The organism is Bradyrhizobium sp. CCGE-LA001 (assembly GCF_000296215.2).
Lineage (GTDB): Bacteria > Pseudomonadota > Alphaproteobacteria > Rhizobiales > Xanthobacteraceae > Bradyrhizobium.
Genome location: NZ_CP013949.1, coordinates 2,662,326 through 2,682,737 on the forward strand (window position 1 = coordinate 2,662,326; position 20,412 = coordinate 2,682,737).

Below are 20,412 nucleotides of genomic sequence, written 5' to 3' on the forward strand. Positions count from 1 at the left end.
CGAGGAGCGAAGCGACGAAGCAATCCAGACTGTCTCTGCGGATGCATTTCTGGATTGCTTCGTCGCAAGAGCTCCTCGCAATGACGAGGCTACACCTTCCTTCACTCAGGAATCCCAATGCCCGCAAACAACGCCTTCCACATTGCCGTGCTTGCCGGTGACGGTATCGGTCCCGAGGTCATGGCGCCGGCCATCGAGGTGCTGCGCAAGGTCGAGCAGAAATCCGGCCTGAGCTTCCGCTTCACCGAGGCGCCGGCCGGCGCCAACAATTATCTCGCCACCGGCAAGTCGATGCCTGACTCGACCATCAAGCTGTGCGAGGAGGCGGACGCGATCCTGCTCGGGGCCTGCGGGTTGCCGTCGGTACGCTACCCCGACAACACCGAGATCGCGCCGCAGATCGAGCTGCGCTTCATCTTCGATCTCTACGCCGGCGTGCGTCCGGCGCGGCTCATTCCGGGCGTGCCGAGTCCGATCGTCGGCGCGGACACGCGCGGCATCGATCTCGTCGTGATCAGGGAGTCGACCGAAGGCTTGTTCGCCTCGATGGGCAAGGGCATCGTCACCCATGAGGATGCGCGCGAGACCATGGTGATCACGCGCAGGACCTCCGAGCGCCTGTTCGAGTTCTCGTTCCGCCTCGCCGAACGGCGCAAGGCGCGCGGCAAGCCCGGTGCGCTCACCTGCGTCGATAAGGCGAACGTGTTCAAGGCGTTTGCCTTCTTCCGCGGTATCTTCGACGAGATCGAGAAGAAGCATCCCAATGTGAAGACCGACCGGCTCTATGTCGATGCCTGCTCGGCGATGCTGGTCAAGCGGCCCTGGGATTTCGACGTGATGGTGATGGAGAACATGTTCGGCGACATCGTCTCCGACATCACCGCGAGCCTGATCGGCGGTCTCGGCATGGCGCCGTCAGCCGACATCGGCGACAAATACGCCGTGTTTCAGCCGTGCCACGGCACCGCGCCCGACATCATGGGGCAGGGCAAGGCCAATCCCACCGGCATGATCCTGTCGGCAGCGATGATGCTGGACTGGCTCGCCGACAAGCACGGCGTCGAGAGTGCGGCGGAAGCCGGCGAGACGATCGAGCGTGCGGTGGACCAGGTCTATGCCGGCGGCATCAAGCCAATGGAGTTCGGCGGCAGCAACGGCACCGCCGACATCACCAAGGCGGTGCTCGCGGCGCTGTAGGCAGAGAAAGCCGGGTCAAAGAAAGAGGGGCCCGCAGGCCCCTTCGTGGTTACCAGCGGCGCCAATGGCGGTGATGGTGATGGCGCCAACCCCACGGGCGCGCACCGTAGAAGCGGGGACCGCCGTAATAGCCGTAGGAGCGGTAATAGTTCGGTCGCCAGAAGCAGCGTCCCCAGGGGTTGCAGACCCAGCGCACCTGATCGACCTCTGCGGCGGGACCACCTGCAATCTTGTCTGCTTGCGGGATGCCGTTCGGCATTGCCGCGAGCGCCGGTCCCGACGCGAGCGCCACACCGCCGATGGCAGCCAGACCAAGAACAGCAAATTTGAGTGTCATCGCAATCTCCCTCGTTGGTGGCGGGAGAACTTTTGACGGATCACCTGGTTGCTACTGCATTGAATTGTCCGAAGAATTTAATCTTCCTGAACGTTGGTTCAGATTCAGCGCCCCTGAAACTTGGGCCTGCGCTTTTCCATGAAGGCCTGCCGGCCCTCGCGAAAATCCTGGGAGTCCATGCAGGCATTGCCGATCGCCTTGATCGCGTCCATGTCGCGCTGGCTCTCGTCCTTCAGAACCTGCGCGATGGTGATCTTGGCCGCCTTGATCGCGAGCGGCGCGTTCTCGGAAATGGTGTGCGCGAGCCCCATGGTCTCGGCCCAGAGATCGTCGACCGGGAAGATGCGCTCGACGAGGCCGATGCGCAGTGCCTCGGCGGAATCGATGCGCATGCCGGTGTACATCAGAAGACGTGCCCAGGACGGGCCGACCAGCGAGACCAGGTGCCGCAAGCCATCATAGCCATAGGCGATGCCGAGCCTGGCGGCGGGAATGCCGAACTGGCTGTCGGGCGAGGCGATGCGGATATCGGCGAGCATCGCGACCTGCATGCCGCCGCCGAGACAAAAGCCCTGGATGCAGGCGATGGTCGGTTTGGGATAGTCGGCGAGCAGCTCGCGCTGGGCAGCGCTGCGCCTGGCATATTCCTCTGAAGCCGCCGCGTTATGGCGAGTCTTCTCGAACTGGCTGATGTCGGCCCCTGACACGAATGCTTTGCCACCTGCGCCACGCAGGATCACGACGCGCACGGTGTCGTCGTCGCGCAGGCTCGTCAGCGCCGCGCCGAACCCCTCCCACATTTCCAGCGACATCGCGTTGCGCTTGCCGGGGTTGTTGAAGGTGATCACGCCGACGCCGCTGGTCGTGTGCGTCAGGATCTTGCCGTCGGCGTAAGCCGTTTCGGCGGTGCTTGATATGTCGGACATCGCGCGCTCGCTGGTTATGGCGAGTGCAATGTGCTGCGCGGGCATCGCGACGGTCAACGGGAACGGGATAGGCGCGCTTGCATCCGCCTGTGCTGCGATTGCATGGGGCGCGCAAGGTTCGGGGACGGTACCAAACGGCGAAGAAAAAGGGGCGGCCATGCCGCCCCAAGACAGTCCGTGCGCAAGCGCGCGGCACAGCATATCCCGCTCGGTCTGGTCCAATCCGGCCGCATCCCCGTGACGCGGCGGATTGAACGTCGGCCGTTGAAGGCCGGACCGTCGATCGATCTCAGCTTTCGTTCGCGGCGATCGATTCCATCAGCGAGACGAGCTGACGCTGCACTGTCTGGTCCTTGATCTTGCTGTAGGCGCGCAGCAGCCGCAGGCTGAAGGCGCTGTCGAGGAAGAGCAGGCTCTCCACTTCGCGCGCCTTGTTGTCGCCGTCATAGAAGAAGGTCACGGGCACATCGAGGGCCGAGGCGATCTGCTGAAGCCGAGCCGCGCCGACGCGATTGACGCCCTTCTCGTATTTCTGGACCTGCTGGAAGCTGACGCCCAGCTTCTCGCCCAGCTCGGCCTGCGAGATCTTCATCTCGACGCGCCGCAACCGGATCCGCTTGCCAAGCTCAATGTCCGGCTTGCCGGCACTGCGCTGCTTCATTCTCTTCGCCGCTGCTTTCATCTTCGTTCTCACCGTTGTTCTTCGGTTGAAAATCCCCCGAAGAGCTGGGTCAGGGGTTCGCCCATATAGGAGTCCTTGAATTCATGCGGATGCACGAACTCTTCCTTAAACCACGGGAAACGAGCTGGATTGAAAGCCTCGATCAGCCAGTCAATCATGTGCCGTACGCGCGGAATCCGTCCGCTACCGGGATGGTAGGATAGCCAGATATCCAGCGGTCGGTTCAGCTCGACCTCCAGTGGAATCAATTTCCCGCCGAGCGCAATGGCGTAGCTCGGGAAGACGCCGATGCCCGCGCCATTTGCGACCGCCCAATAGTTGGCGCTCGAGACGTTGGTCTTCATGACCAGAAGGTCACGCTCCGAAACGCCCGGGAAGAAGCTCTCGAAAGATTCCTTGGCGGCGAGCTGGTCGGCGAATTGCAGCACCAGGCGGTGCTTGATCAATTCGGCCGCCGAACGCGGCGCGCCGTGTTTTGCGATGTATTTCTCGGCGGCCCAGAACATCAGATGCATGCGGCCGAGCCGCACCAGCTTGACGTCGAGCGCCGACGGACGCGACAGATGGATGGCGACGTCGGCCTCGTGGCGGGAGACGTCGGCCGAGCGCATTGCGCAATGCAGGTCGACCAGGATCTTCGGATAAGCCTGCTGAAACTCGACCAGCCGCGGGGCGAGCCAGAACGTCCCAAGTCCCTCGGTCACGGCGACACGGACCTCGCCGGACAGCGCGTTGGCCGTGGAATCGCTGGTGCGCAGCACGTCGAAGGCGGCCGCCTCCATACGCTCGACGGCCGAGACCACCATCGCGCCTTCGTCGGTCAGATGCGTGCCGTGAACGTCGCGGGTAAAGAGGGTGGTGCCGGTCTGGCGCTCGAAATCATCGATCCGGCGGCGGACGGCGTTGATCGATAGCGAAAGGCGTTCGGCCGCCGAGCGGAAACTTCCGCATCGAACGACTTCCAGAAATATGCGGGCCGCGTCCCAATCCGAGAGGCCGCCGAGGTTTGGTTTTGGGCGTTCTTCCAGCGGAACGCCCCTTTCCGCCAAGGAGTGCATACAATTCCCTTCAGGACGCTAAACTGGCAGAATCTGGCGCAAACCACAACCACGGCGGGTTGCGGGATGATGAGTTTTGAACGTCATCCTTACTATCTCGCGAGCGGTATTTGAGTGCTGCCACGGGCTGGGAATCGGGCAAGTTATCGTCCGTTTGAGGGGTATCGCGTGAGTTCCGTTGCAAGCCTCGAGACGGCTGCGGGATTGCTGGCGCTGTCCGGAATGGACGTCCCTGCGCGAGAGTCGTTGACGGCCTTCCGGATGGATCAATCACAACGCGCGAGGCGTCTTGCTTCGGATCGCTCCGACGCTCGCTTGCGGCATCGTGGGACGATGTGCGCGGGAACCGCGGTTTCGCCGCGGAAACACGCGGAAATCATGTTCGGAGGCAAAGCGGCCTCGTGCTATCTTCTGGTCTCCACGGGGGCCGAAGGGGTCGTCACATCAACGTCTCGCAGCCCGAAATAACGGAAAGAACGCCGGTGTCGCATTCAGACGAACATTTGCAGTCGGTGCTGGAAACGCTCGAGGAGTGCCGGAGGGTTCTCATTGCGAGCAACAGCCGCGAATCGGCCGAGCTGCTGTCCATTGTCATCCTCGACGTCAGGATGAAGCTCAAAGGAATTGACGATGCCGATCTCAAGGCATTGTGCGACGAAATGCTGCGGAGCGCTGCGAGCGAACCGTCGTCCCCTTCCAAGCAGGCGCAGGTCCAGCCCCGGCGTCCGCTGCTCCGCGTGGTGAAGTAGCCGCGCCGCCGAATCTCGCTGTTTGGCGAGATTTGTGCGCGTCCCGATGCCGTATCTGTGATCACGGATGGCATCGGGAGGAGCCCTGGTTTTGCGCCCCTCTGTTGCGCATTCTCCGGCATCGGCTACACCAGAGCCGGTTCGGCTCAGGGCGCGCGCTTCCGTCGCGTCGTGCCGGGCCTGAGATGGCTCCGATTGCATCATGCAAAATGTTTCGATCCCGGCGGCGCTGATTGCCGGCCTCGTCAGCTTCCTCTCGCCTTGCGTCCTGCCTCTGGTCCCGCCTTATCTGATCTACCTCACGGGCGCCACGATCGAGCATGTCGAGAGCGACAAGCCGGCTGCGGCATCCAAGCGCGCGATCCTGATGTCGGCGCTCCTGTTCGTGCTCGGCTTCTCCACGGTGTTCGTGGCGCTCGGCGCCAGTGCTTCGCTGATCGGCGGGCTGATCCGCGCCTGGTCGGGCGAACTGTCGATCCTCGCCGGCATCGTCATCATCATCATCATGGGCCTGCACTTCCTCGGCCTGACACGGATCGGTCTGTTGATGCGCGAGGGCCGGCTGCCGATTCCGAAACCCGTCGGGCTGTGGGGCGCCTACATCATGGGGCTCGCTTTCGCCTTCGGCTGGACACCCTGCATCGGCCCGATCCTCGCGGCGATCCTCTCGATCGCCGCGGCGGAGGCGACGGTGACCAAGGGCGCGGGCCTGCTCGCCGTCTATTCCGCCGGGCTCGGTATTCCCTTCCTGCTCGCCGCCCTGATGATCGAGCAGTTCTCCGCGCTGTTCGCGCGGATGAAGGGCCAGCTCGTCAATGTCGAGCGTGCCATGGGCGTGTTGATGGTGATCGCCGGCATCGGCTTCCTCACCGGCGCAGTCTCGAATGTGAGCATCTGGCTGCTGGAGACGTTCCCGGCGTTGCAAACGATCGGGTAGGGTGGAACCGTGTTTTCACGGGTGGAAAACCGGATCTTGAGGACCACTGCGCGAGCCGGGACATGCTCTCCTGCAGTCGAGAGATATCAAACCTTTCCGGTCCCGAGGCGTTGCAGCAGGGACAACTGCATGATGGAGATCGCGTGAACAAGACACTGGTTTTAGAGCCGTTGCCCAACAACGCCGCTTTGGTTGCTTGGCAGTTCGTCGGACAGCCGTTTCAGGAGTGGCCGAGTTGGGTTCAATCGACCTGCTCGCTGCAGAAGGATGCTGAGGGAAAATTCGAGCTCCGCCACGCGCGGCGCAGCGGCACTCAGATCGTTTATCTTGGCGAGTGGCTGGTGAGAGATCTGGACGGCGGCGTTGACTTCTATACGGACGCCGAGATCTGGGCGCAGTTCACTGCAAGACGCTGAGCGCGATGGCGCGTTGATCGCGCCTTAGTCTTTTTGGTTTGAGCTCCAGCCGATCAAAAGCCTGTGTCGTTGGTGGGGCAAAACGCCTCGCTGCAGAAGCTCTCTGCAGAATGCAATCTATGGTAATATTTCATCGTACTGCACCCTGAGGGGCAATTTTCAAAGACCTATACTGAAACGAGCATTTTGGAACAATCGACACCTTCGTCGCCCCTCTCCCTTTCAGCATTTCAAGCAGGAGCAAGCGATGGGAACCGACGTAAACGTTCAGCCCGGCCACGGCAAAGCCGGACGTCAACCGACGCGGCAATTTCTGGATACGCTGACCGGACACGATGATCCCGGCATGTTCGGTCGGATGTTTCCGGCACTCGAGCCTCTGGCCGTCGACGACGGTCCGCTGCATGAGCTCGCCGATGCGATGAAGGATTCCGCTCCTGGCGACGCTGCGGGAAACAATGTCAACGTGCCCGCCGGCTTCACCTATCTCGGACAATTCGTCGATCATGACATCACGCTGGACCTGACCTCCTTTGGCGACAAGGAGGCCGATCCCATGGCTGTGCAGAATTTCCGCACGCCGGCGCTCGACCTCGACAGCGTGTATGGTCTCGGTCCCGACGGAAGCCGCCACCTGTACGCGCGCAATTCTGCCACCGACAGCGGCAGGACTCCGGGACCCAAGCTCCTGATCGGCAAGACCGTCAACGTCCCGCTTGGAAACGTCACCGGAAATCATCGAAACGATCTTCCGCGCAGCCCCGAAGGGTTCGCGCTGATCGGCGACCATCGCAACGACGAGAACCTCGTCGTCGCGCAAACCCATCTTGCTATGCTGAAGTTTCACAACAAGGTTTGCGATCAGCTCGCGGCGGCTGGTAAGCCGCCCGGTGAAATCTTCGAGGAAGCGCGCCGGATCGTAACCTGGCATTACCAGTGGATGGTCTTGCACGACTTCGTGGAGCGGATCACCGAGAGGGGGATCGTGGCGAAGATCCTCGAGCAGGGTCGGCGCTTCTATCGCTTCAAGAAGACGCCTTACATGCCCGTGGAGTTTTCCGCTGCTGTCTATCGCCTCGGCCACAGCATGGTTCGTGAAGCCTACAGTCACAACAGGATCTTCACGTTCGGAGCTGGCAACATTCCCGCGACGCTCGATTTGCTGTTCAAGTTCACCGGGCTCTCGGGAGGCATCATTGGAGATCTCGCGCCCGATCCGATCCAGCCGCCGCTCCCGCTTCCGGTGCTTTCAAGCAATTGGATCATCGATTGGCGCCGCTATTACCAGGTCCTGCCCTCCAATCCGGCAGGGGTGGCATTGAATGCATCTCGCAAGATCGACCCCTTCGTCGTGCCGCAACTCCACACTTTGCCAGGCGACGGCGGTAGCCTGCCGTTCCGCAATCTCAAGCGCGGGGTGCTCCTGGGATTGCCGTCCGGGCAGGACGTGGCCAAGGCCATGAAGATCAAGAATCCACTGACGCCGGAAGAAATCTCGAAGGGCAGCGACGGCGCGGTGGCGAAGATACATGGTCTGCACGAGCACACGCCGCTCTGGTACTACATCCTCAAGGAGGCAGAGCAGCGGGGCGGTGGTGAACGGCTCGGGCCGGTTGGCGCGACGTTGCTTGCCGAGGTCTTCGTCGGCCTCGTTCATGGCGATCGCCAGTCGTACCTTTGGCTCAAGGGCAAGACCTGGAAGCCGACGCTTCCGTCGCAGGTGCCGGGCGAATTCACGATGGCCGACCTGCTGCGATTCGTCGGCGATATCAGCCCGATCGATGGTATCTCGACCGTCTAGGTGGGATGCCCGGCGATCGCCGGTTGCATCAATGACGCCGGGGCTGGAGACGCTTAGGGTTGCAGACGATCGCGAGACCGGCTCGCTCAGCGCGCCGGTCTCGATGTTTGCAAAAGACTCAAGGCTTGAACACGTAACCCGGCGAGATCGCCGCCGACTCCGGGATCGGCGGCAAGTCGGCGAACAGTTCCGGCCGATCCTTCATGACCTTGAGAATGTGCTTCGGCTCGATATGCGTATTGACGTCGAAGGTCGATTTGAGGATGCCGAGGCGGGCGAGCCGATCTTCGGCACTCCAGAGCGCGCGGTAATTGTTCGCCGATAGCCGGCGGTCCGCTTGCTGGATGTTGAACTGCATCGCGGCCTCGGCGACGTCCTGCTTCAGTCCCGGAATCCAACGCGTGGCGACTTGCGCCGCCTGCTTCGGATTCTTGCGCATCCACTGATCGGCCTCGGAGACGGCGGCGAGGAATTTCTCGATGGTCTCGCCGTTGGCCTGCACCCAGGGGCGTAGCGCGACGTTGAAGCCGAGATAGGAGATCACGTCGCCGCCCCTGATGATCTCGACCGCCCCCGGCACGTCCTTACCCGCGACGATCGGCCAGGGATCCCAGCCCGAGAACGCATCGATGCCCTTGGCGAGCAGGGCGACGGTCATGTCCGGCGGCGGCGTGTTGACCAGCGTCACGTCATCGGGCTTCAGCCCGGCCTTCTCCAGCGTCGCCAGGATGTAGAGATGATTGATGGTGCCGAAGGACGCCGCGATCTTCTTGCCCTTCAGCGTGGAGAGGTCGCCCTTGACGATGCCCGAACCTTCGCGCGCGATGATCGCCATGGTCGCGTCGGAGCCGGCCTTGGTGGCATTGCCGCTGTAATTGCCGAGTGCGACGAGGTCCATGCCGCGCAGCACGGCGCCGATCATGGGCACGCCGACCTGCACGATCTCGCTTTCGCCGGCCTGCAATGCGTTCAGCGCGTCGACGCCGGTCGCGTAGGGGCGTGCGATCGTGACATCGAGCCCGTATTTCTCGAAGAAGCCGCGCTCGAGCGCGATCGGCAGGCCGATCTGGTCGATGCCGGTCACCATGCCGGCCTTGAGTTTCGTCAGGGTCTGGGCGCTTGCCGGCACCATGCCGGCGAGAAGCGCCAGTCCAAGCAACATGAGTCGTTTCATAGTCTCAGCCTCCCTCTTTTATCGGCCCCACCGCCGTCACCCAATAGGGGCGAGCAACGGCCCTGAGGTCCGTTCTTTTGACGCCACGAAGTTCGATCGAATGCTCGTCCGTTCCCGAGACGCGCCCGTATTGCTGGAACGCCAGCACGTGGAAGCGCTCCGGCGTGAACGGCAGCTCGATCTGTACGTTCACCTTTTCCGATGTGCCCTTCAGCTCCGCCGCGATCTTTCCCGGCGCGGCCATCGTCAGCCAGAGCTGAAACAGCGCCCATGCCGCAACGACGCCAAGCACGACGCGGCCTTTCGACGAGCGCAAGACATCGGAGGCGATGCTCATGCCGCACGCACCATCTGGAGCACGCGCGCGGAGAGCTGCTTGAAGTGGTCATCCTTGACGAGATCGTCCCAGATGCGGGGACGCGGAAGGTCGACCGCGATCTGATCGAGCACGCGTCCTTTCGACAGCACGACCACGCGATTGGCGAGAAACACGGCTTCCGACACATCATGCGTGATGAAGATCACCGTCGGCTTGCGCTCCTGCCAGATGCGGGTCAGCTCCTCCTGGAGCGTCATGCGGGTCTGTGCGTCGACGCTCGCGAACGGCTCGTCCATCAGCAGGACGTCGGGATTGTTGGCGAGTGCGCGCACCACGCCGACGCGCTGCTGCATGCCGCCGGAAAGTTCGTTGGGGTAGCGGTGCGCCGCGTGCGACAATCCTGCGAGCGCGAGGTATTCGCGCGCGATGCGGTCGCGCTCCGCCTTCGGCACGCCGCGCATCTTCGGGCCGAAGCCGACATTGTCGAGCACCGTCTTCCAGGGAAACAGCGCGAAGGACTGGAACACGACACCGCGCTCGGGGCCGGGTCCATGCACCGGCTTGCCGTCGAGCAGGATGTCCCCCTTCGAGTAAGGGATGAACCCGGCGATCATGTTCAGGATCGTCGTCTTGCCGCAGCCGGAGGGGCCGACCACCGAGATGAATTCGCCGGGCTCGACGTCCAGCGAGACGTCGTGAACGGCGGTGACATGGGCACCTGCGTAAGGATCGAAATAGGTCTTGCCGAGATTGCGCAGCGAGAGCGTCTTCATGATGTCACCAATCCCCAGCGCTGGCCGGTCGCGCGCTCGAGCGGCGCGAGAATCCAGGCATCGACGATGTACCAGAGCAATCCGAGAATGATCATGCCGAGCAGGATCTCGACGGTCGAGCCGGCGCGGCGGGCGTCGAACATCATGAATCCGATGCCCGACGTGCCGACGATCATCTCGACCGCGATCAGCGCGCGCCAGCCATAGCCCAAGCCATTGCGCAGGCCCGTGATGATGTTGGGCAACGCGCCCGGCAGTGTCACCTCCCAGAGCACGCGTGCGCGCGAGGCGCCCAGGCTCAGAGCTGCGCGTGCCAGGTCGCGCGGTACGGATTCGACGCCGAGCACGGTGTTGAGCACCACGGGGAACAGCACGGTGTAGACGATGACGAAGGTCATCGTCGTCAGTCCGAAGCCGAACCAGATCAGGAGGATCGGCAGCCAGGCAATGTCGCCGATGGCCTGGAAGAACAGCAGCACCGGCCAGCAGATGCGGTGGGCCCGGCGACTGGTGCCGATCAGGACGCCTAAGGGAATGCCGATCGCCATACCGACAGCCGCGCCCGTCGCGAGGCGTATCAGGCTGTCCTGGAGATAATCGGGCAGAATGCCCTTGTAGGTCAGCGTGAAGAAGGCACGTACGACATCGGCGGGTCCCGGGAAGAATGCGCGCGGAAACAAGCCGGCCTCGCTGACGGCCGTCCACAGCGCCAGCACCGGGATGAAGGGAATGATCGCGGCGAGCCCCGGCCAGCGCCGGGTCAGGCGGGCGTAGCCGGCCCAGATTTGCAGCATCAAATTCATGCGCGCCTCACCATTCCCCATCGCTCGATGGTCGCGCGCTCCAGCGGAACCAGCAGCAGACGGTCAATCAGAAGCCAGAGCACGCCGATCACGATCATGCCGAACACGATCACCTCGGTGCGGTAGAAATCGCGTGCGACGAACAGCATGTAGCCGAGCCCGACATTGGTCGCGATCATCTCGGCGGCGATCAGGCCGCGCCAGGCAAAGCCGAGGCCGGTGCGGATGCCAGTGACGATGTTGGGCAGCGCCCCCGGCAGCAGCACCTCGGTCAGCAGCGCCCAGCGTCCCGCACCGAGCGCGGCGGCGGCATTGCGCAGCGTGTGCGGAATGGTCCTGACCCCGAGCAGGGTGTTGTAGGCGACGACGAAAAACACGGCGTTGAAGATCACGAAGACGATCGCGCCGAAGCCGTAGCCGAACCACAAGGTCGCGATCGGGATCCAGGCGATGCCGGCGAGCACCGAGAAGAAGCGGAACAGCGGCGTGAGGAAGGCTGCCACCGTCGGACTCACGCCCATGGCGATGCCGAGCGGCACGGCCGTGACAATGCCGATCAGCGTGCCGAGGCCGACGCGCACCAGGCTGGCGCCGACATGGGCGAACAACGTGCCGTCGCGGATCGACTCCATCGCAGCCCCGCCGACCGCACCGACCGAGGGGAACACGCGCGGATTGACGTTGAACAGCGGGACGACGATGGCCCAGATCGCGACCAGCGCAAGCAGCGGCGCGACGAACATCGCAGCTCCCGCCAGCGAATTGACGCTGCGGACCAGTCGCGACGATCGGCCTTTTACACTGCCCGTCACCTGCATTTGACCTCCCTGACGTTCAGCTATGCCTGTTCCGGCATTTCACGCTGATCGTTATTCCCAACACCGCGACGATGTCGCGCAGACCTTCCATGTCACGGCCGACGACGTTTTCTCCTGCCACTGACGCTCGCCTTCCTGGCCGTGCGCACGGCCGATCCGTCCGTCTTGCGACTTGCCGCGGCGATGACCGTCTTCCGGTTCGAGAGCTTCAATCGCGTGTAGCCGAGCAGGCTTTCCATCGCGGCGCGCGCTTTTTCCGGTTTGCCGCTCGCGATGGCCCGCGCCGCCGTAATGTGGTTCGGCAGATTGTCCCTGAACCAGCCGCCGGGGCCTCCGACAGCGACGGTGAAGACCGTGCTGAGGATGGTATCGATTGCGCCGCGGAAGCCCTGCAGGACGGGATTGTGGGTCGCATCCAGGATGGCCAGATGGAAAGCCTTGTCGGCGGCGAGGGCGCTCGCTTGATCCTTTGCGGTCTGCATTGCGGCGAGCGCCGTATCGATCCGCCAAAGGTCGTTCTTGGTGGCGCGCTCGGCGGCAAGCGCCGCGGCGGCCGGCTCGATGATCGAGCGCACCTCCTGGATCGCCAGCAGGAGGTCCCGATCCGGTTCGTCCTGGCCGACGAGCCAGCTCAGCACGTCGCGATCGAGCAGGCTCCATTCGTGGCGCGGCAGCACCTGTGTGCCGTGGCGAGGCCTTACGCTGACGAGACCTTTGGCGGCGAGCGTCTTGATCGCCTCGCGCACCACGCCGCGCCCAGCGCCGAAACGGGCCTCGAGCTCCGGCTCCGGCGGCAGGGTCGTCCCGACGGGAATGAGATCCTGGGCAATCTCGCGGCCGAGCGTCGTCAGCACGGCGCGAATGCGGCCGGGCTTGATCAACTTGTCAGCTGGCTTCGGCCGCGCTCTTGCCACCCGCACTTCTCTCCCGGCCGGCCTGTTTCGGCCTGTTCTTTTCTACTGTCGCGTCGGCGACAATCATCCGATGTTTAACATCGGATGATTGGGAGAAGCGAGCGTAATTGTCGCAGGAGGGCATGTTGCATTGCGATATTCAGCTGCGACGGCTTGGCCGACCAGGAGCAAGGCAATTGCTTCAATGTCCGAGGTCATTTGCGGCGAACCTTGCCAGCGCCTCGCGATCGACATCGACCCCGAGTCCCGGCCCCTCGGGCACCCGCACCATTCCCCTCGCATGCTCGATCGGCTGCTTCAGTATCATCTGCCGGATCGGGTGCTCGGTGCGGTCGAACTCTAGCATCGGCGCGAGCGGCGCCAGCGAGGTCGGCGTGTGCGAGGGCAGCACGGCGAGGAGCTGGAGCGAGGCGGCGATCGCAATCCCGGTGCCCCAGACATGCGGGTTGTAGCGGATGCCGAACGCCTCGCTCATGTCGGCGATCTTCTTGCATTCGGAAAGACCGCCGGCCGCGCAGGTGTCGGGTTGGGCGATGTCCAGCGCGTGCGCGGCGAATAGATCGCGGAAGCCGAAACGCGTGAACTCGCACTCGCCGCCGGCGATGGGGATCGTCAGCGCGGATCTCACCGCGCGATAGCCCGCAATATCTTCCGGTGGCACCGGCTCTTCGAACCATGCGATGTCGTAGCGCTCGATCAGACGGCCGAGCCGGATCGCGGCGACGGCGTCGTAGGCATGGTTCGCATCGACCATCAGAGCAACATCGGGGCCGATCGCCTCGCGGACTGCGCGTGTGGCCGCGGCATCCTCGTCGATGCCAAATCCGACCTTCAGCTTGACGGCGCGAAATCCTTCAGCGGCGTAGCCAGCCGCTTCCTCCGGCAGATACGTCAGAGCGTCACCCGATTTGCGCCGGTAGAGGCCGGTCGCATAGCCCGCAACCTCGTTGCGTGCCGCGCCGCCGAGGAGCTGGTGCACGGGCACGCCGAAATGCTTGCCCTTGATGTCCCAGAGCGCGATGTCGATGCCGCTCAGCCCCTGGACTACGAGGCCCTTCTGGCCGTGATCGCGCAGGCGCGCGTAGACCATCCGCCACAGTACGTCGGTGCGCAACGGGTCCTCGCCGACCAGCCAAGGCGCGATGCTCTGCACCACTGCCGCGGTCATCCTAGCCGGTCCGTAACATTCACCCCATCCGGTCAGGCCTGTGTCGGTCTCGATCTCGACCAGCATGGCGGTGCGTGTGTCGTACCAGGCGCGCGAATAGGCAAAGGGCTGCGACAGCTTGGCTTCGAGGATGTGGGTGCGCACATGGGTGATCTTCATTGCCGATATCCCTTTGTCCGTTCACCGCGTCTCGTCCAACGTGCAGATCACGGTGCAGACGACGCCGCGCGGCAGGAAGTCGACGGTCGCCTCACCGCCGAGCTGGTCGCGCGCGCTGCGCTCGATCAGGCGCGAGCCGAATCCGCGCCGCACCGGGGCCGTCACCGGTGGTCCGCCGGTCTCGGTCCAGATCAGCCGCAGCCGCGGCTTTGGTGCTTCGGCGATGACCTCCCAGTCCAGCGTCACCCGGCCGGTCTCGCTCGACAGCGCGCCGTACTTCGCGGCGTTGGTGGCGATCTCGTGCACGATCATCGACAGCACCACGGCGAGCCGCGGCGACAGCGGCACGGCGGGACCGGACAAGCGGATCCGGTCGGGATTGCTCAAAAGGAACGGCTGAAGCGCACGAGCGATCACGTCCCGCAGCTCCGAGCCCGCCCATTTCTCCTGGCTCAGCAGATTGTGCGCCTCGGCCAGCGCACTGAGCCGTCCCTCGAACTTCGTCCGCTCGTCGCGGCTGGCGCTGCGGAAGGTCTGCACCGCGATCGCCTGCATGAGGGCCAGCGTGTTCTTGACGCGATGGTTGAGCTCATCGATCAGGAGATTGTGCAGCATCTCGCCGCGCGCGATCGTGGTCGCCATCCTGACCGCAAAGGTCAAGCCGGTCAGCAGCAGGATGCCGCCAATCAGGCTGGTGATGGCGACATTGCGCCAGAGCGGCGCGACCAGCGAGCTCTCGGCGACCCCGGCCACGACCGTCCAGCCGGTCAGGTGCGATCTGGTGAAGGCGGTGGAGAGCGCGACCCCGTCGAGCGAAACGGTCGACAGGGCTGCTTCAGAGGAGCGAGACATCGCATCAAAGAGCGCGCCGGAAGCCTGCTTGCCGATCGTCTCGCCCGGGTTCGGCACACGCGCGAACACGGTGCCCTTGGTATCGAGCAGAGACACCGTCCAGAATTGGTCGGGCCGCTGCTTCTCCACAAGTTCCTGGAAGATGCGGATCGGCGGGCTGAAGGCGAGGTCGTAGATAACCTCGCCGTCGCGAAACACCGGGACCTCGACGGTGAGCACCTGCCGCCCATTGATCGCGCCGGTGAACAGGTCGGAATATTGCGGCGACCTCGTCGCGAACACCCTTTCGATGATCTCGATATGCCCGCGGCGCGGCAGGCTTGCGGTGTCTTCCGTGGCCGAGGAAAACAACAGCCGGCCCTTGCGGTCGGAGATCAACACCAGACCGCCTTTGCCATACTGCTCGACGAAGCCGAGCGCGATGCGGCGGAAGTTCTCGAAGTCGTCGTTGCGCAGCGAATTCGTCAGTGCCAGCACCTGCAAGCCCCCGGTCATCCGCTGCACCTCGGAATCCAGTACAAGGCGCATGCTGCGCACGTTCTCCAGCACGCGGCGGGTCGCATCGTTGCGGTCCTGCTTGTAATTGTAGAAGACGATGCCGACCGCGAAGACGATCAGCGGCAACATCGTCCCCGTGACCAGGAGAGCGAGCCGGACGGGCAGGGTGAGTTTGGACAAACGTCGATATCCCGGGCCGGCGCGACGGCGCCGGACGGACGAAGCATAAAGGAGCAGGGCCATTGTGCCACTGCACAATTGGTCATGGACCGTATCTGCTGCGGCCCTCTGCAGGAGGGACGAAGAGGTGGCGGTTGCACTGCAATAGATGGCGTGAGCGCGGTCCTGCGTCGAACTGTATCAGCGGCGGGCTCGTCATTGCCCGGACCACACGTCGGAATTTGGCTTCCGTCCCGACGCAGTTTTTCATACCCTTGCCGAACGCCGGCCCTAGACCGGCTGCGCTCACTCCCCGGCGACAGGGGCGGAGCATCAAAGGGAGGGGAGACGATGAAGCGAAGGTCATTTCTCGCTGGTATCGGGGCGACCACTGCGGCGGCTGCGATCGGCATGCCGTCGATCCTCAGGGCGCAAGCGCCAGTTACGCTGAACGGCGCGGTCCAGTTCAACGACGACCACGCCTTCAACCGGGCACTGCTCCGGTTCGAGGAATTGGTGAAGAAGTATTACGGCAAGCCCGTCAACTTCACCCTGCACCGGAACTCTTCGCTCGGCCTCGAGAAGCAATATTTCGAGTACATGTCGCAGGGCAAGGCGGTCGATTACGGCATCGTCTCGCCGGCGCACATGTCGACCTTCGCCAAGGCGGCCCCGTTCATCGATGCGCCCTTCGTGTTCAAGGGCATCGAGCACATGAACAAGGTCGTCGAGGCCAATATCCTGGCGCCGGTCGCCGATGAGGTCGCGGCGAAGGCCGAGGTCGTTTTGATCGGTTACGCCGGCGGCGGCATCCGCAATATCTTCGCCAACAAGCCGCTGAAGAATCTCGCCGATCTCAAGGGCCTCAAGGTTCGCGTGCAGGGCGCGCCGATCTGGTCGAAGACGTTCGCGGCGGTCGGCATGAGCCCGACGGTGATCGCCTATAACGAAGTCTACAATGCGATCCAGAACGGGGTGATATCGGCCGGCGAGAACGAAGCGGCCGGCGTCGAGGCGATGAAGTTCTATGAAGTCGCCCCGCATCTCAACCTGACCCAGCACGCCGTATCGATCCGGCCGATCTGCTTCTCGGTGAAGACGCTGAAGACCCTGCCGAAGGATCTGCAGGACGCGATCATGAAGGCGGGCAAGGAGGCCGGCGATTACGGCCGTCAGCTCGAATCGAGCGAAGAGGTGGTCAAGCTCGACACGCTCGAGAAGGCCGGCAAGCTCAAGCGCGTTCCCTTCGAGGAGCGCGACGCCATGAAGAAGCTCGCCGACCCCGTGATGGCCGCCTACGCCAAGGAAATCGGCGCGGAAGGCATTTTCGAGAAGATCAACGTCGTCTGAGGTCGTTTTCGCCGCCGACATCATTCCGGGCAGGCCCCGCTTCCTGCCCGGACCTCGCGGATGAGCTGCCGCACGGAGCCCGAATGTCTGACATGCCTGTCCCGTCCACACCGTCGCTGTGGCGTCGCGTCACGACGGCCTATGCGAAATTGCTCGAATTTCTGCTGGCCGCCTGTGTCGGCATCCTGGTCATCCCGGTGACGCTGCAGATCATCTCGCGCTACACGCCTTTTATCCCGTCCTATATCTGGACCGAGGAAATGGCGCGGTTCCTGTTCATCTGGACGATCATGATCGGGGCCATGGTCGGTGTGCGGGAGGCGCAGCATTTCGAGGTCGACGTGTGGCCGGACCTGTCGCGGCGGTCGGAGGCTGCGGTGCGAATTCTCGCTCGGCTCGGCGTGCTGGCCCTGGCGCTTGTGTTCGTATTGGCTGGTCTCGAGTTCACCCGCTTCGCCTGGAACAGGACGTCGGAGCTGGCCGATCTGCCGCTTTGGCTGATTCACGTCGCCTGGCCTGTCGCCGGGGTGACGTGGATCGTGTTTGCGGGTGAACAGATCATCGATGAAGTGCGCGTTCTGGTCGGGGCAAAGTGATGGGCAATGTGCTTTCTGCCGGACAGGCCGCGATGGTGCTGTTCGGGGTCTTCGTCGGCCTGCTCATCGTGCGGGTGCCGGTCGCCTTCGCACTCGGCCTTGCCTGCGTGCCGATCCTGCTGATCGAGCCGCGCCTGTCGCTGATGACGCTCGCGCAGGAGACATTCAACGCTTACAATTCATTCATCCTGCTCGCGGTGCCGTTCTTCCTGCTGACGGCCAACCTGATGAGCATCGGCGGCATCACCGACCGTCTGGTTTCGCTGTCGCGCTCGATGGTCGGGCACTGGCCGGGGTCGCTGGCGCAGATCAACGTCGTGCTGTCGGTTTTCTTTGCCGGCATCTCTGGCTCCTCCACGGCAGATGCGGCGAGCCAATCGAAAATCTTCATCGATGCGCAGACCAAGGAGGGTTACGACCTCTCGTTCTCCATCGCCATCACCGCAGTCTCCGCGGTGCTTGCAGTCATCATCCCGCCGTCGATCCTGATGATCGTCTGGGGTGGGTTGATCTCGACCTCGATCGCGGCGATGTATCTGGCCGGCATCGTGCCGGGCCTGTTGATCGCGGGCGCGCAGATGGCGACGGTGCACGTCTATGCCGTGCGCCGCGGCTATCCGACCTACCCGAAGGCAAGCTGGGTCGACATGCGATGCGCCATCTGGCGCTCGATACCGGCGATGATGACGCCGTTCATCATCGTCGGCGGCATTCTGCTCGGCTGGTTCACCGCGACCGAGTCGGCCTGCGTCGCGGTGCTCTATTCCGTCGTGCTGTCGGCGTTCTTCTACCGCGAGACGGGTTTACGCGAATTGTACAAGGCGTTGCTCGACACCGGGCGTCTTGCCGGCGTGGCGTTGTTCTGCGTCGGGACCGCGAGCGCGTTCGGCTGGCTGCTGGCCTACTACAAGATTCCGCAAGAGCTGCTGGCCAATGTCTCGACATGGGGGATGGGCACCGTCACCGCCGGCTTCTTCATCGCCTTCTGCTTTCTGGTGGTGGGCTGCTTCCTGGACGCCATCCCGGCCATCATCATCGTCGGCACCGTGCTGGAGCCGCTGGCCAAGTCGGTCGATCTCCATCCGGTCCAGTTCGCGATCATTTCCATCGTCTCGCTGGCCTTCGGGCTGGTTACGCCGCCGTATGGTCTATGTTTGATGATCGCCTGTTCGATCGCAGGCGTGCGGCTGCGCTATGCGCTGAAGGACACGGTGATCATGCTGATCCCTATGCTGCTCGTGCTGGCCGCCGTCATCATCTGGCCGAGCGTGTCGCTGTTTCTGCCGCGCCTGATCGTGCCCGAAATGCTCAAATGAGTGCGCCCCAGCGGCCGGCGGCCGCGGGGGCGATTTGGCTGGTCAGAGATTGCTCTCGGTGATCGCCGCGTAGACCATGCTGCGCAGCTCGCGCCGGATCGGGTAGGCGCTCGATGGCAGCACCTGCGTCATGAAGATGGCGATCAGCTCTTCGGCCGGGTCGATCCAGAACGAGGTCGTGGCCGCGCCGCCCCAATTGTATTCGCCCGGGCTGCCGGCGATCAGCGTCTCGGCCGGGCGCATGGTCACGGCGAAGCCGAGGCCGAAGCCGATGCCGTTATAGGCAGCTTCCGAGAACAGCGAACGTGACACCTCCGGCAGGGCGCATCCGCCCGGAATATGGTTGCTCGTCATCAGAGCCAGCGTTTTCGGCCCGATCAGCCTGACGCCGCCGAGCTCGCCGCCGTTGAGCAGCGCGCGGCAGAAGGTGAGATAATCTGCGACTGTGGAGCACAGGCCGCCGCCGCCCGAGATGAAGGAGGGCGGCGACAGGAAAGAACTCGTCGTCGGGTCGTCCTGCAAAGTCAGCCCCTCGCGCCGCTGGCCGGCATGGAAGGTCATGCCGCCGCCGGGATCGGCGGAATAGCAGGCGGCGAAGCGATGCGCCTTCGAGGCCGGCACGTGGAAGTCGGTGTCGGTCATGCCGAGCGGATCGAGAATACGCGTTTTGAGGAACTGCTCGAACGGCATTCCCGAGATCTTGCCGACGAGATAGCCGAGCACGTCGGTTGCGACCGAGTAGTTCCAGGCATCGCCCGGCGAAAACTCCAGCGGGATCTTGGCCAGGCTCTCGATCATGGTCTGGAGCGTGCCCGACTTCTCGACCTCACCGATCTTCTCGGCGCGGTAGGCGGCATCGACATTGGAGCGCTGCTGGAAGCCGTAGGTGAGGCCGGCGGTGTGGCGCAAGAGGTCGACGATCAGCATCGGCCGGGACGGCGGCCGGGTCAGGAAGGCCGGGTAGGTGCCGGCGACGAACACGCCGAGATCCTTCCATTCCGGAATGTATTTGGCCACGGGCTCGTCGATCGCGACGAGGCCCTGCTCGACCAGCATCATGAAGGCCACGCTGGTGAGCGGCTTGGTCATGGAATAGATGCGGTAAATGGTGTCGTCCTTGACCGGCAGCTTGCGCTCGACGTCAGCAAAGCCCTGAACCGAGCTGTGCGCGACCTTGCCACGGCGATAGACCAGCAGATGCCCGCCGGGGAAGCGGCCGGCATCGATGTAGCGGCTCTTCAGATGCGCATCCACGCGGTCGAGTGCGGCCTTGGACATGCCCACGGATTCGGGCGAAGCAGGAGTAGGGGCGAGCATCGGTTCCTCCGGGGCAGTTTTCTCAGGCGTTGATAGCCGAAATGGCGGCCTCATTCCAAGTGCGGTCGCGCTTAACGCGAGCCTGCTCGCTGG

General features: G+C 63.6%; 21 protein-coding genes. 8 read left to right on the forward strand and 13 right to left on the reverse strand.

Annotated features, from left to right (window positions below; translation table 11 throughout):
* Nucleotides 1-117 precede the first annotated feature (117 nt).
* A complete protein-coding gene (locus tag BCCGELA001_RS12500) occupies nt 118-1,197 on the forward strand; it encodes an isocitrate/isopropylmalate dehydrogenase family protein (protein WP_008550550.1) in 1,080 nt (359 codons plus the stop codon).
* Between the two features lie 49 nt (nt 1,198-1,246).
* Here BCCGELA001_RS12500 and BCCGELA001_RS12505 read toward each other — a convergent pair whose 3' ends face one another.
* The 4 genes from BCCGELA001_RS12505 to BCCGELA001_RS12520 form a co-directional block, all read right to left on the reverse strand.
* Entirely contained in the window at nt 1,247-1,534 is a 288-nt protein-coding gene (locus BCCGELA001_RS12505; protein WP_008550548.1) for a hypothetical protein, read from the reverse strand.
* Between the two features lie 104 nt (nt 1,535-1,638).
* Entirely contained in the window at nt 1,639-2,460 is an 822-nt protein-coding gene (locus tag BCCGELA001_RS12510; RefSeq protein ID WP_060737631.1) for an enoyl-CoA hydratase, read from the reverse strand.
* Between the two features lie 289 nt (nt 2,461-2,749).
* On the reverse strand, nt 2,750-3,121 hold the full coding sequence (locus tag BCCGELA001_RS12515) for a helix-turn-helix domain-containing protein (RefSeq protein WP_020608151.1): 372 nt from the start codon (nt 3,119-3,121) through the stop codon (nt 2,750-2,752).
* A gap of 29 nt (nt 3,122-3,150) precedes the next feature.
* Nucleotides 3,151-4,200 carry a LysR family transcriptional regulator gene (locus BCCGELA001_RS12520; RefSeq protein WP_060735419.1) on the reverse strand — a complete coding sequence of 350 codons (1,050 nt, stop codon included), beginning with the start codon at nt 4,198-4,200 and terminating at the stop codon, nt 3,151-3,153.
* A gap of 482 nt (nt 4,201-4,682) precedes the next feature.
* Between BCCGELA001_RS12520 and BCCGELA001_RS12525 the strand changes: the two genes are divergently transcribed.
* The 4 genes from BCCGELA001_RS12525 (at nt 4,683) to BCCGELA001_RS12540 (ending at nt 8,103) form a co-directional block, all read left to right on the forward strand.
* Nucleotides 4,683-4,949 (forward strand): hypothetical protein, encoded by a 267-nt coding sequence (locus BCCGELA001_RS12525; RefSeq protein ID WP_060735420.1) that lies wholly within the window; start codon nt 4,683-4,685, stop codon nt 4,947-4,949.
* Between the two features lie 202 nt (nt 4,950-5,151).
* On the forward strand, nt 5,152-5,886 hold the full coding sequence (locus BCCGELA001_RS12530; RefSeq protein WP_060735421.1) for a cytochrome c biogenesis CcdA family protein: 735 nt from the start codon (nt 5,152-5,154) through the stop codon (nt 5,884-5,886).
* A 143-nt stretch (nt 5,887-6,029) separates the two neighbouring features.
* Nucleotides 6,030-6,302, forward strand: a complete 273-nt coding sequence (locus BCCGELA001_RS12535; RefSeq protein ID WP_060735422.1) for a hypothetical protein — start codon at nt 6,030-6,032, stop codon at nt 6,300-6,302.
* Between the two features lie 247 nt (nt 6,303-6,549).
* The gene (locus tag BCCGELA001_RS12540) at nt 6,550-8,103 is read left to right on the forward strand and encodes a peroxidase family protein (protein ID WP_008550527.1); all 1,554 of its coding nucleotides are present in this window, start codon (nt 6,550-6,552) and stop codon (nt 8,101-8,103) included.
* 118 nt (nt 8,104-8,221) lie between these two features.
* Here BCCGELA001_RS12540 and BCCGELA001_RS12545 read toward each other — a convergent pair whose 3' ends face one another.
* The 8 genes from BCCGELA001_RS12545 to BCCGELA001_RS12580 form a co-directional block, all read right to left on the reverse strand.
* Nucleotides 8,222-9,277: an ABC transporter substrate-binding protein gene (locus tag BCCGELA001_RS12545; RefSeq protein WP_060735423.1), complete on the reverse strand. Its 1,056-nt coding sequence runs from the start codon at nt 9,275-9,277 to the stop codon at nt 8,222-8,224.
* A 4-nt stretch (nt 9,278-9,281) separates the two neighbouring features.
* Nucleotides 9,282-9,614, reverse strand: coding sequence for a hypothetical protein (locus BCCGELA001_RS12550; protein WP_008550514.1), 333 nt, complete (start codon nt 9,612-9,614; stop codon nt 9,282-9,284).
* Nucleotides 9,611-10,369, reverse strand: a complete 759-nt coding sequence (locus BCCGELA001_RS12555; RefSeq protein ID WP_008550512.1) for an ABC transporter ATP-binding protein — start codon at nt 10,367-10,369, stop codon at nt 9,611-9,613. The genes BCCGELA001_RS12550 and BCCGELA001_RS12555 overlap by 4 nt, the downstream gene beginning before the upstream one ends.
* A complete protein-coding gene (locus BCCGELA001_RS12560) occupies nt 10,366-11,172 on the reverse strand; it encodes an ABC transporter permease (RefSeq protein ID WP_008550510.1) in 807 nt (268 codons plus the stop codon). The genes BCCGELA001_RS12555 and BCCGELA001_RS12560 overlap by 4 nt, the downstream gene beginning before the upstream one ends.
* Nucleotides 11,169-11,990, reverse strand: a complete 822-nt coding sequence (locus BCCGELA001_RS12565) for an ABC transporter permease (RefSeq protein WP_008550508.1) — start codon at nt 11,988-11,990, stop codon at nt 11,169-11,171. The genes BCCGELA001_RS12560 and BCCGELA001_RS12565 overlap by 4 nt, the downstream gene beginning before the upstream one ends.
* A gap of 92 nt (nt 11,991-12,082) precedes the next feature.
* Nucleotides 12,083-12,904, reverse strand: coding sequence for a FadR/GntR family transcriptional regulator (locus BCCGELA001_RS12570; RefSeq protein ID WP_193409772.1), 822 nt, complete (start codon nt 12,902-12,904; stop codon nt 12,083-12,085).
* A gap of 181 nt (nt 12,905-13,085) precedes the next feature.
* The gene (locus BCCGELA001_RS12575; protein WP_060735425.1) at nt 13,086-14,231 is read right to left on the reverse strand and encodes a mandelate racemase/muconate lactonizing enzyme family protein; all 1,146 of its coding nucleotides are present in this window, start codon (nt 14,229-14,231) and stop codon (nt 13,086-13,088) included.
* Nucleotides 14,232-14,252: 21 nt separating this feature from the next.
* The gene (locus BCCGELA001_RS12580) at nt 14,253-15,710 is read right to left on the reverse strand and encodes a sensor histidine kinase (RefSeq protein WP_060737633.1); all 1,458 of its coding nucleotides are present in this window, start codon (nt 15,708-15,710) and stop codon (nt 14,253-14,255) included.
* A gap of 381 nt (nt 15,711-16,091) precedes the next feature.
* Between BCCGELA001_RS12580 and BCCGELA001_RS12585 the strand changes: the two genes are divergently transcribed.
* The 3 genes from BCCGELA001_RS12585 to BCCGELA001_RS12595 all read left to right on the forward strand — a co-directional run bounded on the left by BCCGELA001_RS12585 (nt 16,092) and on the right by BCCGELA001_RS12595 (nt 19,002).
* A complete protein-coding gene (locus BCCGELA001_RS12585; RefSeq protein WP_008550483.1) occupies nt 16,092-17,090 on the forward strand; it encodes a TRAP transporter substrate-binding protein in 999 nt (332 codons plus the stop codon).
* A gap of 83 nt (nt 17,091-17,173) precedes the next feature.
* On the forward strand, nt 17,174-17,686 hold the full coding sequence (locus BCCGELA001_RS12590; protein WP_060735426.1) for a TRAP transporter small permease: 513 nt from the start codon (nt 17,174-17,176) through the stop codon (nt 17,684-17,686).
* Nucleotides 17,683-19,002 carry a TRAP transporter large permease gene (locus BCCGELA001_RS12595; protein WP_083543339.1) on the forward strand — a complete coding sequence of 440 codons (1,320 nt, stop codon included), beginning with the start codon at nt 17,683-17,685 and terminating at the stop codon, nt 19,000-19,002. Before BCCGELA001_RS12590 ends, BCCGELA001_RS12595 begins: the two co-directional genes overlap by 4 nt.
* Before the next feature lie 42 nt (nt 19,003-19,044).
* Here the strand turns inward: BCCGELA001_RS12595 and BCCGELA001_RS12600 are convergent, their stop codons facing one another.
* Nucleotides 19,045-20,319: a serine hydrolase domain-containing protein gene (locus BCCGELA001_RS12600; protein ID WP_060735428.1), complete on the reverse strand. Its 1,275-nt coding sequence runs from the start codon at nt 20,317-20,319 to the stop codon at nt 19,045-19,047.
* Between the last annotated feature and the right edge of the window lie 93 nt (nt 20,320-20,412).

Excerpts from the sequence above, each read along its gene's own strand:
- BCCGELA001_RS12500 (WP_008550550.1), top strand. The coding sequence starts at position 118 with ATGCCCGCAAACAACGCCTTCCACATTGCCGTGCTTGCCGGTGACGGT.
- BCCGELA001_RS12505 (WP_008550548.1), bottom strand. The coding sequence starts at position 1,534 with ATGACACTCAAATTTGCTGTTCTTGGTCTGGCTGCCATCGGCGGTGTG.
- BCCGELA001_RS12510 (WP_060737631.1), bottom strand. The coding sequence starts at position 2,460 with ATGTCCGACATATCAAGCACCGCCGAAACGGCTTACGCCGACGGCAAG.
- BCCGELA001_RS12515 (WP_020608151.1), bottom strand. The coding sequence starts at position 3,121 with ATGAAGCAGCGCAGTGCCGGCAAGCCGGACATTGAGCTTGGCAAGCGG.
- BCCGELA001_RS12520 (WP_060735419.1), bottom strand. The coding sequence starts at position 4,200 with ATGCACTCCTTGGCGGAAAGGGGCGTTCCGCTGGAAGAACGCCCAAAA.
- BCCGELA001_RS12530 (WP_060735421.1), top strand. The coding sequence starts at position 5,152 with ATGCAAAATGTTTCGATCCCGGCGGCGCTGATTGCCGGCCTCGTCAGC.
- BCCGELA001_RS12540 (WP_008550527.1), top strand. The coding sequence starts at position 6,550 with ATGGGAACCGACGTAAACGTTCAGCCCGGCCACGGCAAAGCCGGACGT.
- BCCGELA001_RS12545 (WP_060735423.1), bottom strand. The coding sequence starts at position 9,277 with ATGAAACGACTCATGTTGCTTGGACTGGCGCTTCTCGCCGGCATGGTG.
- BCCGELA001_RS12550 (WP_008550514.1), bottom strand. The coding sequence starts at position 9,614 with ATGAGCATCGCCTCCGATGTCTTGCGCTCGTCGAAAGGCCGCGTCGTG.
- BCCGELA001_RS12555 (WP_008550512.1), bottom strand. The coding sequence starts at position 10,369 with ATGAAGACGCTCTCGCTGCGCAATCTCGGCAAGACCTATTTCGATCCT.
- BCCGELA001_RS12560 (WP_008550510.1), bottom strand. The coding sequence starts at position 11,172 with ATGAATTTGATGCTGCAAATCTGGGCCGGCTACGCCCGCCTGACCCGG.
- BCCGELA001_RS12565 (WP_008550508.1), bottom strand. The coding sequence starts at position 11,990 with ATGCAGGTGACGGGCAGTGTAAAAGGCCGATCGTCGCGACTGGTCCGC.
- BCCGELA001_RS12575 (WP_060735425.1), bottom strand. The coding sequence starts at position 14,231 with ATGAAGATCACCCATGTGCGCACCCACATCCTCGAAGCCAAGCTGTCG.
- BCCGELA001_RS12580 (WP_060737633.1), bottom strand. The coding sequence starts at position 15,710 with ATGTTGCCGCTGATCGTCTTCGCGGTCGGCATCGTCTTCTACAATTAC.
- BCCGELA001_RS12585 (WP_008550483.1), top strand. The coding sequence starts at position 16,092 with ATGAAGCGAAGGTCATTTCTCGCTGGTATCGGGGCGACCACTGCGGCG.
- BCCGELA001_RS12590 (WP_060735426.1), top strand. The coding sequence starts at position 17,174 with ATGTCTGACATGCCTGTCCCGTCCACACCGTCGCTGTGGCGTCGCGTC.
- BCCGELA001_RS12600 (WP_060735428.1), bottom strand. The coding sequence starts at position 20,319 with ATGCTCGCCCCTACTCCTGCTTCGCCCGAATCCGTGGGCATGTCCAAG.